Genomic DNA, 13,854 nt, shown 5'->3' with positions numbered 1-13,854 from the left:
AAGTTGTCAGCTCGACGGCGTGTCCTCCGGCGTAGGGTCGGACGGCGAGCGGAGGTGCGCGTGATCGACTACGAAGAGCCGGAATTCTTCGGTCACCTGCCGAGCGCCGCGGAACTGAGCCGGCTGCTCGGCACGCTCGACCCCGCCGACGAGACCGGGCAGCACGTCCGTCTGCTGCTCACCCGGCTTCCGGAAACCACCTTCGACGAGGCTATCGCCCACGGCGAAAGTGCGCTCACCCGCGCCGGCGAAGATCCTGCACTGCGTTTCGATCTCCACCTCGCGTTGGCGTTCCGGTACGAAGAACGCTGGGAGTCGACGCACGACACCGTCGACCTCAGTCACGCGATCGACCATCTGGGCGAAATAGCCGGCTTCCTGGACTCCGCGTTCGCACTCACCATGCTCGGACGGCTCCTGCTCGTCCGAAACGAGGCACGACCGTCCGAAGATGACATCCAAGCGGCGGTCGGATGGCTCAGAGCCGCACAGTCCAAGCCGGATGCGGACCACGAAACACAGGCGTTCCTCGGCATCGCGCTCGAACAACGCGACGAAACCGAGCGCGAGGCGTTGCCCCTGCTGCGCGATGTGCTGCAGAGCGAAGAACTCGGCGATCCGTTGCTCGACCTCGTGACGCACCGGCTGTCACGGCTGCACTTCACGCAGCATGTCGCCAGCCCCGCGAGCCTGGCGAAACTCAAGGAACTCGACACCGCGATCGAGCACGCCCGCAGCGGTGACCTCGACGATCCAGAGCAGGCCTACGACCTCGGCCACATGCTCCTTCGCCGCTTTGGGATCTCTGCGAAGAACTGCGATCGGCAGGACGCGACAGACCTTTTCGAACGTCTTCTGCTCGAGGTAACACCTGGCTCCGGGGCGGCAGAAGTGATCGCCGAAGAACTGAGCGAGCTCTACGTGACGTACTGCCGGACCGGCGACCCGGAGGAAGCGACGTCGGCGATCGACCGGCTCGAGGTGCTCAAGGCCCAGGTGAAGGACGACGGCCAGCTCGTGCGGCTCGCGTTGGCGGAGGCGTATACCGTGCGCCGCTCCGGAGAGCGGGACGACCTCGGACGGCTGGTCGCGCTGCTCGGCGAGCTTCCCGGCGACGACGCGTTCCTGCGCATGTGGCGCGTGCTGGCCGAAGCGGAACAGGCCCTCACCGGGCACCTTTCCGAAGAGGAGCTGGACCGGGCGGCCGGACAGTTGTGGGCGGTTGCGCGATCCGACGTGTCCGACCACAAGGGACTGCTGACCGTCCTCATCGCGGGCGCTCACGTCCTTGCACGGCGCCACCTGCTGAACACCGGTGACTGGTCGCCGCTGGGCGCGATGCCGGACTTCGACGCGGTGACCGGAGGGCGGGAGCTGGTTCTGCTGCGCAGCTGGCACCGAGCGTTGCCCGCGGGAGCCACCGGCCGGGCGGAGCTACAGGCGACGATCGCGTTGTTCCGATCACATCTGCGTGGTCGGGTATCCGGCCCGGACGCGGTCGAGGAGCTCGAGGAACAACAAGCGACCATCGAGGAGCTGTCACGCGTTGCGATGGAGCTACGCCCGGATGACGCCTTGCGGCCACCGCTGCGTCTTCAGCTCGCTCTGCAGCGGATGAACCGCGCGGCCGTGCTGCACGACCCGCTCGAGCTCGCGCGAGTGTTGCGAAGCCTCGAGAAGCTCCTCGCCGACTGCCCGGCCGGGCACCCGTTGATCCCGCTCACCAAAGTCCTCCTCGGAGTGGCGATGCTCCACCGGCACAACCAGTTCGAGCAGCCGATGGACCTCGTCGGGGTGCGGGAGCTGTTGCTGACCGCCGATCCCCGCGAGCAACTGGACGAGCCGATCTGGGCACTGGCCCGCTTCGCCCTCGCCCGCGTCGAAGTTCTGCTTGGTGCGGAAACCCGCGACCACGACATGCTCAACCGCGGTGTCGCCCGCCACCAGGAAATCCTTGATCGGCTCGCGCTCGGGGACAGCGCTCGCCACGACGCCGTGTGCGGCCTCGCGTGGAGCCTCCTGATGCGCTATCTGGCCACCGGAGACACGGCGGATCTCCGCGCAGCCGAAGTTCACCTGCGGGACGTGGGCAGCAGGGCGAGAACGGCGAACGCCTTGTACGACCGCCACGACCTGCAGAACCTCGAGACGATGATCGGTCTCCTCTCCGGCTCGGCGGTGATCGCAGCCGATCAGCTCGACCTCACGACACTGCTGTCGAGCGACGCAGCCACTTCGACCGAGGCCACCCGAACGCTCGTCTCGTTGCGCCGGCTCACCGCGGGGCGTGGCCAGTATTCGGCGGCGTTCGGCACTTTCCTGGATTTACTCGAATGCGTCAGGGCGCAGGACATCCCGGGTATCCGCAAAGCAGCGGTGAAACTCAAGGGCGTGGCCCGCCAGGACGTCGTCGAATGGCAGACCGGCGTCGTCATGACCGCGATGGCGTCCATGGGGTGCCTGACCGCGTACCGCCTGGGCGGCGACGAGACCGCGCTCGACGACGCGATCGAGCTGCTCGAAAAAAGCGTGGCGGACGGGCTGCTCGATCTTCCGACTTCCCTCGATTCGGGCGAATCGCTCACAGAAGCCTGGTGGCTGCGCGGGACCGAGGAGGACATCGACACCGCGGTGACCATCGGGTCTCGGTTCCTCCGCCGCTACGCGAAACAGATTCTGATCCAGGAGAACCTGGCGGAGTGCACCTCGCTCGCCGCCACGGCGGCCACCACCGCGATCGGCTGGGCCCGGCGCTGCCTCGCCCGAGACCGGCCTGAACCGGCGTTCGCGATGCTCGAGATCGGGCGCACGCTGCGGCTGCATGCGGCAACGAACATGCCCGCAGTGTTGCGGAAGACGGTCTCGTCGGTTGTTCCTCAGGCGGCCGCGATGCGCTCCCGGCCGGACGCGGCAATCGATGCCGAGGCTTCGGCCATCGCCGGCGGCCGGGTCACCATCCCGGACGATCTGCGACGCCGTGTCCTCGACGCGGTCGATCCACGGGAGATCGAACAATGGCCGCCGGCTCCGGATACCGGCGACCTGGCCGGCGCGCTGCGGGAACTCGAACTCGACTTCCTCGTCTACCTCGTGCCCGGTGATGAAGACGCCGACGGATACGCCGTACACCTGTCTCGCTCGGGCGACCTGGGCAGTATCCGGTTGCCGGATCTCGTGCCCGGTGTAGGCGATTGGACGGACGTCGGTACTTCGTGCGAGTGGGCCTGGCGGACCGCCATGGGACCGTTGTGTGCCCACCTGCCCGGCGCATGTCACATCGCACTCGTCCCGTGCGGGAATCTCGACCGGGTCCCCTGGCACGCCGCTCGGGAACCCGGCGGCAGCCGGTATCTCCCCGAGCGGCTTCGGGTGACGTACTTCCCGTCCGGTCATCAGCTCGGTGCGCTGGCCCGTCGTCCGGCGCTCCCCCACGGGGCCGGCATGGCCTTCGTCGCGGACGCGGTCGACTCCGGCATCGGCGAGGAGGAAGCGGGCTACCTCCGCGGTCTCCACCCGAGCGGACGGTTCTTCGGTCATCCTTCCTGGACGGAGACGAAGCCGGTGTCGCGCCAGGCGCTGGCGGAGGTCCTGCTGCACGACAGCCGTCCGGCCGTCCTTCACCTCGCGTGCCACGCGTTCGCGGCGCCCGATCCGGTGAACGCCCGCATCGGTAGCGGCGCGGCCTCGATCTCGGTGCTCGAGCTGCTGGTCGCCGACGCCCAGCGCACCGATCGGAAGCCCGGCGGCCTGGTGGTGACCGCGGCCTGTGAGACCGACCTGGGCGGCGCTTCCGCCGAAGGCCTCACCATCGCGACCGCGCTGCTCGCCACCGGCGCGTCGTCGGTGATCGGCACGAAGTGGCGGGTTTCCACTCACCAGACCGCCGTATTGATGTGCCGCTTCCACTACGAGCTGCGCCTCGGCCGCAGCCCGTCCGAAGCCCTGCACGCCACCCAGCTCTGGGCTCTCGATCCCGACCGCCCTCCGACCGACGGTCTGCCGGTGGAACTGGTGGCAACCGAAGCCTCCGCGGCGTTGGGCGATCCCCGTTACTGGGCTGCCTTCACCCACCACGGCCGCTGACGCTTCAAGCTCTGGCCGACTCTGCCGGCAAAGACAAACGCGCGAAGATAGCAGGAGGGTCGGGGATCAATTTTCCGGGGGTTTGGAACTCTTCCGACGGCTGCACCTCGGAAAACTTGCCGAACACATGCCACTTGACAAATCTTGGCCACAATCCGGACAAGGGCCGAAGAGGAAACGGGAAACTCCGAACTACCAATAGGTAACCCCTTGTCAAGACCCCGATCGGGCCCTAATGATTACTCACCGTCTCCCACCCGTCCGCTGATGACACTGTGCGCAACCCCGTGCGCCGCACTACCGAAAGGGGCCGACCGGAGTGACACAGGTGTTCCTGAACTACCGCGCCGACGACGAAAAGTTCGGAGTTGCCCTCATCGATCGCGCCTTATCGGAGGAATTCGGCGAGTCCGCGATCTTTTTCGCATCCCGGTCGATCGACCTCGGCGCGAAATGGGAACCAGAGATGTTCGACGCCGTGCGCAGGTCGGACGCGCTGCTCGTGATCATGGGACGCAACTGGCTCGAATCCCGCGTTCCCGGCACCGACCGGCGTCGGCTCGACGATCCGGACGACTTCGTCCGGCGCGAGATTCTCACGGCCTTCGAGCTGGGTAAGCAGGTGATTCCGGTCCGGCTCGACGTGCGCCGGTTCAGCGCCGCGGAGCTGCCGGAACCGCTCGCGTCGTTACCCGAGCTGCAGGACATCCACATCCACTGCCGGACGACCAAGCCCGACATCGACCGGCTCGCGGAACGGCTGCGCAAGCTGATCCCTTCGCTGCCGGACGCCGGTGCACCGCCGGCGCAGGATCAGGCCGCACCGAAATTCGTCGCTCACGCTCATGCGGGCAGCACCGTGACGCAGGCGGAGCGCTTCGACATCGCCGGGGACTTCATCGCCGGCCCACGCTTCGGCTGAGACACCCGTTCCCGACCCCTTCCGGAGGACGTTCATTGAGTGACGAACAGACGGCAGGCCCACCTCCCGCGCAGCACGAAGCGGGACCGGGGGCCGACAACGCCGTCAAGGCAGCGGCGGACCCGGGATCCGGTGCTCCGACGACCCGCGACCAGGCGTTGAACCGGCTCCGCGGAGCCACCCCGGACCTGTCCAGTGTCCGTTTCGGCAAGATCGTCGCCGAGGGCCTCAGCAACCTCGGCGGCGTGAACACGGTCAACGTGTTCCAGGGCGACTTCACCGTCGAAGGTGACTTCACCGCGGGCTCGGGCAAGCGTCCCGGATCCCGGCGGGCGTCCCGCGCGCGGCTGCGGCCGGAGGACATGGACGCGGCGACGGAGCACTTCGTCGCACCGCCTGGCTTCGCCACCGGGGTCGAGATGCTGGCCGAGCGCAACCTGCTCGTCCTCTCCGGCCCCTCGGGCACCGGCCGCTGCACCTGCGCGATCGCGATGCTCGGCGAGGTCCTGCGAGAACACGCACCCGACGCACCCGTCTTCCGGCTCCACGGCTCGGTCGTCGGCAACGTGAACTGGCGGGTGCCCCAGCCGGGGGCCGGCTTCCTGGTCGTCGACAGCCCCAACGCCGGCGGCAAGACGGCCGCCGAGAGGGTGACCGACGACTGGTTGTCGAAAACTGCGCAGCAATTGGCCGAGCAGGGCAGCTGGCTGATCGTGGTCACGAGGCCGGTCCGCGGCTCACTCGAGACCGCCGTCAAGCGGCCCGAATTCGTGCTCGAGGACATGGAACTGCCGGACCCGATGGAAATCGTCGACCGGTACGTCACCGGCGAGGTGCCCTGGGCCGGCGACCGGCTGGCCGGTCTCGCCGCGGCCGGTCTCGGCGACCTGCTGCGCGACCGGGACGACCCGGCCTTCGCCAAGCGCGCGGCCGCCGCCATCGTCGAAGCGTTGCGGGCCGGCACGGACCTCGCCGAGGTGGTGACCAAGCTCGGCAACCCGGAGGACCAGGTCCGTGAATGGCTGGGTCACGAACCCGAGACGACGGAGGTGGCGCTCGTCCTCGCCACGGCGGCGCTCGAGGGAGCGAGCTACCTGAACGTCGCGGACGCCGCTACCAAGCTCTTCCGAGAACTCTCCAGCAGCACGGCGAGCATGTTCCCCCGGTACCTCCAGGGCCTGCTGGCCGAGCGGAATTGGATCGATTTGGTGCGCTCGGACGACGGGCCGCCGTCCCTCCGGTTCAAGTACCCGCGATTGCGCGCGGTGGTCCTGAGCGTGACCTGGTTCGAGCTCGACGGCGCGCGGCCGAAGATCCTCGCCTGGTTGCAGGAACTCGCCGAGCACACCGACGTCGAAGTGCGGGCGAGAGCAGCGCAAGCAGCGGGGATCCTGACGTCGAACGACTTCGAGCACGGCGTGCACCGGTACCTCTTGCCCTGGGCCCACGGCAAGTCCCTCAGGCTTCGGCAAAGTGCCGCCCAGAGCCTGAACACCGCGGGCGCACTGGCAGGTCACGCGGAGGCTGCGTGGTCCTACATCGAGCAGTGGGCCGAACTGGCCGGCCACGGTGGGAAGGGGACCGGCAACCTGGTGGCGACCGCGGGACTGGCCGCCGGCGGCGAACTCGGCGAACGCGCTCCGCACCGCGCGCTCCGCGTGCTGCACACCCTGGTCGTCGACGATGACTGGGACCTGCTCGAACCGGTGGCGGTGAGCACCCGGACCCTGCTCGAGGCCGGCTGCGGCAAGGAAGTGCTCGAAGCCCTGCTCGAGTGGACCCAGCCCGCCGAAGACGAGACGACCGTCCTCAAGGGACTGACGATGTTCGCCTTCGCCGTCATGCCGGAAGACGCCGTCCGTGAAGCGCCGTTGCTTCTGCGGACCGCGGCGCGACACCGGGAGGCGATCCCGGAACTGTGGGGCCGGGCCCTGGGCAACGCCTCCGCTCGTGCCATGGCCGTGGACGCCCTTCGCGAATGGGTCAGGTTCGCCGACCGAGACCCGCGAACCGCTCCTGTGGTGCTCGACGTGATCGCCGGCATCGCGGACCGCAGCCCGACCGACTTCGACCGCCTGCTCCACGCGCTGCGCAGGTGGGCGCTCGACCCGGACGACCCGTCCCGGCAGGCGATGACTTTCCACGACCAGCTCATTGAGGCGGAAGAGGCGATATGACCCAGACGTACGACCCGATCATCGAGCGCACCGAGCTGCCGCGATTCCGGCTCACGGCCCCGCTGCGCGCGCCAGGCCTCGGCACCGCACTGGTCCTCGAACGCGCTGCGGGCGACCCGCTCGTGGTCCGACACGGCGAACGGGTGCCTGACCCCAGGATGGGGCACTACCGCCGCGTCAGCTTGGTAGACGTGGCGACGCGCGGCCTGTCCTTCACGGTCAACGCAGCCAGCGCCGACGCCGCGTTCCCCTTCACCGTCACGGTGCGCTTCGCCTGCCGTGTGACCGACCCCGTGACCATCGCGAGGGACGGCGTCCGCGACATGACGGCCGCGCTGGCGCCTTCGTTGAGCGCGATCGTGCGGGAGGTCGCGGCCGAGTTCGACGCTCTGCATCCGACGCCGGCGGAGAACGCCATCACGCGACGGCTCCACTCCGCCCACCCGATGACCGCCATCGAGCTCGGCGGTTACACGGTTTCGGTCTCGGTGGTCGACACGGAGGAGTTCGTCACCACCCAGCGCAGGATCCGCGTGCAGAAGATGAACTACGAAGCGATGCGGCCCATCGCGGGTGGCACCCGCGAGGACATGCTCGCGCACCTGATGTCGCTCGACGGCGGGAACCCGATGTCTCTCCTGGACCGCGAACGGCAAGAACGCGAGGCCGACACGAAGGCCAAACTCGACGCTCTGCGCATCCTGATGGGTGAGGAACGGGAGGGTTTCGACGCCGCGGAAGTGCGCAAGCAGGTGCTGGAGGAGTTCTTCCCCGGCGAAACACCGTCCATCTCCCGGCGTGGGAGTATCCGCGAACGCCTCGGCACCACCTCACGCGGCGCTCTTCCCGAAGGACCCGTCGTCGAGGGCAACGTGCCCGCAGACGACGCCGCGGCCGCCCCGCTCAACACCGGCGAGCCGGCGCCGGGCGAGCCCCGGACCAGTCGTGTCCGCGGAACGATGGGGCCGTCGGCCCCGTCGGGAAACCAGTGAGGGTCGGATGGACGTCGAAGCCGGTCCGCGCGGACAGGCCAGGCTGTGGCACCACGTCGAGCCCGGTTTGACTGCGGCGGCGATCTGGACCGAACGTTCTACGGGGCGAGGAGAAGACGCCGATCCCCTGGTCGTCCTTCACCGGCCCAGCGGCATGGGCCTGCTCGGGGTGTTCGACGGCGTCGGCGGGGCGGGACGCGCCGTCGCGGGCCGGACGCCGGGAGACGTTGAGCGCACCCAGGCGTGGATCGCCTCCAGGCGCGTGCGCGGGCTTGTGGAGGAGTGGTTCGTCAGCGAACGTTCGGTCGCTTCCGCGGAAGGTCTCGCCGCCCACGTCGCGGCCCGGCTCGGCGAGGGCGTGCCACGACGGGGCCGCGTACGCGGATCCATCCACCGCGAGCTGCCGTCCACGTTCGCCGGCCTGGCGTTCGACGTCGACAGCAGCGGCTTGCGGTGGGAAGCCCTGTGGGCGGGCGATTCGCGCTGCTACGTCATCGAGACGGGAGCCGGGCTGCAGCAACTGAGCAGGGACGACTGCGACATCGACGACGCGCTCGTTCAGCTCGTCCAGGACCCGCCGATGACGAACGTGATCTGTGCCGATCGGCCGTTCACGATCAACACCGGCCCGGGATCGGCTCAGCTGCCGTGCATTCTGCTCTGCGCCACCGACGGGTTCTTCGGCTACGTCGACACCCCGGCGAGATTCGAACTCGTGCTGTTGGAAACCCTGCTTTCGTCCCAGGACTGCCTGCACTGGATGGGCCAGCTGGCCGAACGGGTCTGCTCCTACACCGGTGACGACGCGTCGCTCGCGCTGACCGCGTTCGGGTTCACCGACTTCGCCTCGTTGCGCGCCAGCTTCCGCGAGCGGCTCGAACATCTGCGAGTCGCACACGCAGTACCGATGGACGGCGTTCCGCCTGCCGACCGGCAGGCGCTGGTCGTGGCGCGAGAACGGTCGTGGGAGGCATACCGGGTCTCTTACGAACGCCGCCTCGCCACCGCGTTCCGGGACCGCCCATGAGAATGGGGCAGATCCTCAACGGCTACGAGGTCGTGACGAGGCCGACCAACGCCGACGCCGGGAAGTGCATCTGGGCCTTCGCCCGCAAGGACGGCGAGGAGTTCTTCATCAAGGAATACCTCGACCCCAAGCGGCCGCGGCCCGACTCGATGGGATCGGTCGCCGACAAGAAGCGCCGCCACGCCGAGTGCCGCCGATTCGAACTGCGGCAGCAGCGAGTGGCGGACGCGCTGCGCGGCGATCACCCCAAGGCCGGGAACCTGGTGCTGACACGGGACTTCTTCGTCGATGGCACCCGGTACTACAAGGTGACCGAACGAATCGCCGCGGCCGACGTCCGGCCGCACGAACTGGACGCCACGCGGCAGCTCGTGCTGGTGCGCACCCTGGCGGACAGCCTCAGCCTGCTGCACGAAAACGGCATCGTGCACGGCGACCTCAAACCCGAAAACGTCCTGCTTCACCAGCCCGAAGGCAGCAAGCTCCACATCGCGAAGCTCATCGACTTCGACGACGCCTACCCCGTCGGCGATCCGCCACCTCGGACGGTGGTTGCGGGCAACCCCCTCTACGGCGCCCCGGAATGGCTCGGCTACGTCCGGTCTGAACCCACCTTCCGGCAGGCCGATCTGACCGGAGCGGTCGACGTCTTCGCGTTCGCCCTGCTCGTCCACACCTACCTCACCGGTGCTCCCCCGGAGCACGACCCGCGGCACGAGTCGCCGGCCGCGGCGGTGCTGGCCGGCAGCCGGTTGCGGTGGGATCACGCCCTCGGCGGCGACTGGCACGAGGTTCTCGACGCGATGACCGACGGGGTCCCGACGGCCCGTCCGGACGTCTCGGCAGCTGCAGCGACCATCGGCGGCCTGCTCGGCCGGTCCGGCGACCGGCCGCCGGGCCGACCGGCCCCGGCGCGGGGACGCAGCCGCGTGCGCATCAACCTGACCGGCCGCGCGGACGTCCGGCCGCGCGGCCGGCTCCGGATCAACCTCAGCAGTTCACCACTACCCGACGAAGGAAACCGATGACCATCCAGGACCGGCAGCGCACGAACCTCGAATACGCGGTCGACATCGTGCTCTGCATCGACACCACCGGCAGCATGGGGCCGACGTTGGACAACGTCAAACACAGCGCGCTGTCGTTCCCGGGACGGCTCGCCCAGGAGATGGCGAACAAGGGACGTGGGATCAGCCGCCTCCGGCTGAAGGTGATCTCTTTCCGCGATTTCGGTGATCGCGCGGACGACGCCCTCGCCGAAACCGAGTTCATGACCATTCCCGGCGAACTGGGCGAATTCGAGCGTTCGGTGCGCGCGCTCGTTCCGCGCGGCGGTGGTGACGCGCCGGAATCCGGCCTGGAGGCCTTGGCGTTGGCTTTGGCGTCGAACTGGGAGACGGGTCTCGACCGGCGCAGGCACGTCATCGTCATGTTCACCGATGCCCCGGCGCACCGGCTCGGGGATCCGCGCCAGACCGCCGCGCGCACCTACCCGCCGACCATGCCCTCGTCACTGGACGCGTTGTTCTCCCAGTGGGGGCACGGACAAAGCCGGACGGCGCTGATGGAGAACTCCGCGAAGCGCCTGCTGCTCTTCGCGCCGGAGGAGTACCCCTGGACCGATATCGCGGACGACTGGAACAACACCCTGTTCTTCCCGTCGACCGCGGGCGAGGGCCTGGAAGAGTGGGAAATGGACGAAATCATCGCGACCATCGCGAACAGTCTCTGACGCGGATGGGAGCGACGATCCGACGGCGCCCGAGACCGGAATGGCGACCGGAGTCCGGTCCCGGCTACGACCTGCGCCAGTACGACCGCGGGCGGCCGACCGGTCTGGTCGCGGTCTTGGGGTGGGACCACGGTACCGGGAGGGCACCCGGCCTCCACGGTCCGGACGTACGGCTGTTCCGGGACAGATCGACGCTGGTCATCGAAGAGCATCGGCGACCGGGCAACGGGGTACGCGGGGTCGAGATCCGCGTCCCCGTCTCGTCGTGCCTGAACGCGACTCTCTCGGACGAGCCGGGACTGCCCGGAACGGCTCTGGTGCGGCTCGTCCTGGTGGTTCGGCTGGGCCGGCAGGCCACCTTCCCCGTTCCGCTGTGGTTTCCCCCGCGAAGCCGCCGCTACCTGCAGCAGCTGGTCGAGGAGGTCAACGGGCCGGAGTCCGGTGGAACGGCCCGCCGGCCACCTCCGGAGACCGTGTTGGCGCCCTTGAAGGTGACCAGGGCGCCCGATGACGACAACTGGATCACCTTCAGGTCTGCGGATGACGGGGAAGCAGTGCTCCCCTGGCGTTCGGGACGGGAAACCGAGGTCGGCGATGGCGGATAAGGCCACTTGGAAGTGCGATTCGTGCCACACCAACAACTACGAGGACGCCGAGTTCTGCCGCGTCTGCCAGCTGGAGCCGGGAAGCGCGACCGGTGCGACCGAAGTGGTCGTCCACGAACCACAGCAACCGGAAGCACAGCCCCGGCCGAAGTTCGTCTCCTCCAGGCACGGGCCCGCACCTCGCCCCACGATCACGCTCACGCCGGTGCCGCCGAAGCCGGTGCCGCCATCCCGGCGTCCGGCGGCACCACCGCCCCGGCCCGCCCCGGCGCGGCCGCGGCCGCTGGTGCCGAGAGCCACGGCCAAGAAGCTGACCAAAGTGGCGCTCGGCCTGGTCGCTCTGCTCGTCCTGGCCGCGAACCTGCCCCGGCTGACCGCGCTGCTGCCGGACGCGTCGACGCTCGGGACGGCCCCCTCGGCGACCGCCCCGGCCTGTCCCGGTGAGGTCGCGCGCTGGCTGCCGGAGTCAGGTGCGAGCGCGGTCCTGATCGCGCAGTACGACACGGGCCAGCACGTCGTGACCGTCTGCCGCGACAACGGTGGCCAGTACCACTACGACGGCCAGGTGAAGGGAAAAGCGGCCACGTCGGAGACCCACATCTCGTTGACCGCGACACCGACCGCGTCGGGTTTCCAGGCGCGGAACGCCAACTACCTGTACGAGATCGACGGTCTGGACCTGCGCCTCACGAAGTCCGGGAAACCGGTCAAGTCCTGGCAGCTCACGCGGCTCGCTCCGTGAACGGTCATGGCCGTTCCCACCGCACCCCGTACGCCATGCCCGGGGCGAGGTGGCTGAACCGCCGGTGTACTTCGCCCGCTGGATCGATCGGCAGGAGCCGCCCACGGTAGCCCGGGTCCGACACGTCCCGCTGGAAGGCCCCGTCCAGGACGCAGACCTCCGACGGCCGCTCTTCACCGAACCGGATGCGCAGGTCGAACTGGTCGCACCGCTGCCGGGGCACACTGGCCATGTGTGGCCCGAGCGCCGACACGGAAGGCAGCTGGAACAGCACCGCGAGGTCCCACGGCTCACCACGGGACAACGAGCGAGGCAACTCCAGTCCGTAGCCCCACCGGTCGCTCGCCTCCATGCCACGGTCCACCAGCCGGCCGCCGTACAGCACCGTCGCCGAGAGGCCCGAGCGGCCCGCGGGCAGTGAAACCGCCAGGTCCACCGACCGGAGGCCGTCCTCGTCCGCGATGATGCGACGCTGTTCGAGGATCGTCGGCTCGGGCTGGTCGAGCACCAGCGCGACCACCATGGACGCTGTGTGCCAGCGGTCGCCCGAAGACTGCGTCAGCCGCGTGGTTCCGGCGGCCAGCTCGGCCAGCAGGTCGATCGCCTGGTCCGCTCGGCGGCGGACCGTTCGCGGATCACGGTCCAGTTTCTCCGCCACCCATTTGACCCTGTCCTGGTAAAGCGGCTGGCTGGCCTCCGCACCGATCGCGAAGGCCGCCAGCACCACCACCCGCAGGTCCTCCGGGAGCTGGCCGGCCAGTTCCGTCAGCCTGGTCGTCACCTTCCGCCGGACCGCCACCATGCCGTCCTCATCCGAAATCGCGCAGGCCGACCTCAACCCCGGACCGACCCGGTCATCCACCTTGCCCAGCAGCCCACGTCCCTTGCGGAGGGACTTCAGCTCCTGGACCAGCTCCGCTCGCCCGCTCACGGCCGGTCTCCTTCAGTGCGTCTCCATGGCATCTCCTTCCCGGACAGGGTGCGACCGGCCGGTGGACAGGAAGTGGACAGAACGTGCATCACGGAGGCGATCAGCGCCGTACCCATGCGCACGCCGTCGCGGCCGAGATACGACCGGAAGGTGCCGATGCGGGCCAGTGCCTCCTGGTCGGCGTCGCCGAGGCCGAACGTCACCATCCGGGGACTGCACATCCAGTCCGGGTCCGTGAGCGACGCGAAGGCCGCCGGCCAGGTCACCGGGTCCGTCGGCTGGCCGTCGGACAGGAAGAACACCATCGGCCGGTGGACCCGCAGCCGGTGTGCCTGCAAGGCGCGCACGTCGCCCTCGATGACGCCACGGAGGAAGGTGAACACCGGTCCGAAGTTCGTGCCGGCGCACGCCCCGGGCGCCGGCATCGTGGTCAGGTCGTCCATCGGGAACAGCGGCTGCACCACCTGCGGTGTCTCCGCGAACCCGATCACGCTGCAGAGGACCCGGCCGGCGACCGCCGTGTCCGCGTGGACCGCCCCCCGGAACTCGCGCAGCCCCGCGTTCAGCTCCTCGATGTGGTCCGCCATCGACAGCGATACATCGCAAGCCAGGTAACACGGCAACACCTCGGACTTCATACCGG

The 13,854-nt window shown here is 69.0% G+C and carries 10 protein-coding genes; 8 read left to right on the top strand and 2 right to left on the bottom strand.

Annotated elements, in window-relative coordinates; genetic code table 11:
- The first annotated feature begins 60 nt into the window (after positions 1 to 60).
- The 8 genes from ACLJOU_RS07960 to ACLJOU_RS07925 all read left to right on the top strand — a co-directional run bounded on the left by ACLJOU_RS07960 (position 61) and on the right by ACLJOU_RS07925 (position 12,280).
- On the top strand, positions 61 to 4,083 hold the full coding sequence (locus ACLJOU_RS07960) for a CHAT domain-containing protein (RefSeq protein WP_410564506.1): 4,023 nt from the start codon (positions 61 to 63) through the stop codon (positions 4,081 to 4,083).
- A gap of 328 nt (positions 4,084 to 4,411) precedes the next feature.
- Positions 4,412 to 5,005 (top strand): toll/interleukin-1 receptor domain-containing protein, encoded by a 594-nt coding sequence (locus ACLJOU_RS07955; RefSeq protein ID WP_410564505.1) that lies wholly within the window; start codon positions 4,412 to 4,414, stop codon positions 5,003 to 5,005.
- Positions 5,006 to 5,040: 35 nt separating this feature from the next.
- Complete coding sequence (locus tag ACLJOU_RS07950) at positions 5,041 to 7,182, top strand: hypothetical protein (protein ID WP_410564504.1); 2,142 nt, start codon at positions 5,041 to 5,043, stop codon at positions 7,180 to 7,182.
- On the top strand, positions 7,179 to 8,174 hold the full coding sequence (locus ACLJOU_RS07945) for a hypothetical protein (RefSeq protein ID WP_410564503.1): 996 nt from the start codon (positions 7,179 to 7,181) through the stop codon (positions 8,172 to 8,174). The genes ACLJOU_RS07950 and ACLJOU_RS07945 overlap by 4 nt, the downstream gene beginning before the upstream one ends.
- 7 nt (positions 8,175 to 8,181) lie before the next feature.
- Positions 8,182 to 9,201 (top strand): serine/threonine protein phosphatase, encoded by a 1,020-nt coding sequence (locus ACLJOU_RS07940; RefSeq protein WP_410564502.1) that lies wholly within the window; start codon positions 8,182 to 8,184, stop codon positions 9,199 to 9,201.
- Positions 9,198 to 10,229, top strand: coding sequence for a protein kinase domain-containing protein (locus ACLJOU_RS07935; RefSeq protein WP_410564501.1), 1,032 nt, complete (start codon positions 9,198 to 9,200; stop codon positions 10,227 to 10,229). The genes ACLJOU_RS07940 and ACLJOU_RS07935 overlap by 4 nt, the downstream gene beginning before the upstream one ends.
- On the top strand, positions 10,226 to 10,933 hold the full coding sequence (locus ACLJOU_RS07930; RefSeq protein ID WP_410564500.1) for a vWA domain-containing protein: 708 nt from the start codon (positions 10,226 to 10,228) through the stop codon (positions 10,931 to 10,933). Before ACLJOU_RS07935 ends, ACLJOU_RS07930 begins: the two co-directional genes overlap by 4 nt.
- Positions 10,934 to 11,527: 594 nt before the next feature.
- Positions 11,528 to 12,280, top strand: a complete 753-nt coding sequence (locus tag ACLJOU_RS07925; RefSeq protein WP_410564499.1) for a hypothetical protein — start codon at positions 11,528 to 11,530, stop codon at positions 12,278 to 12,280.
- Positions 12,281 to 12,284: 4 nt separating this feature from the next.
- Here the strand turns inward: ACLJOU_RS07925 and ACLJOU_RS07920 are convergent, their stop codons facing one another.
- Positions 12,285 to 13,211, bottom strand: a complete 927-nt coding sequence (locus ACLJOU_RS07920) for a hypothetical protein (RefSeq protein WP_410564498.1) — start codon at positions 13,209 to 13,211, stop codon at positions 12,285 to 12,287.
- Entirely contained in the window at positions 13,208 to 13,849 is a 642-nt protein-coding gene (locus tag ACLJOU_RS07915) for a vWA domain-containing protein (protein ID WP_410564496.1), read from the bottom strand. The genes ACLJOU_RS07920 and ACLJOU_RS07915 overlap by 4 nt, the downstream gene beginning before the upstream one ends.
- Positions 13,850 to 13,854: the final 5 nt, after the last annotated feature.

Origin of the sequence: Amycolatopsis sp. cmx-4-61, assembly GCF_046548775.1 — a bacterium.
Taxonomy (GTDB): Bacteria; Actinomycetota; Actinomycetes; order Mycobacteriales; family Pseudonocardiaceae; genus Amycolatopsis.
This window is presented reverse-complemented; position numbering and strand designations above follow the sequence as displayed.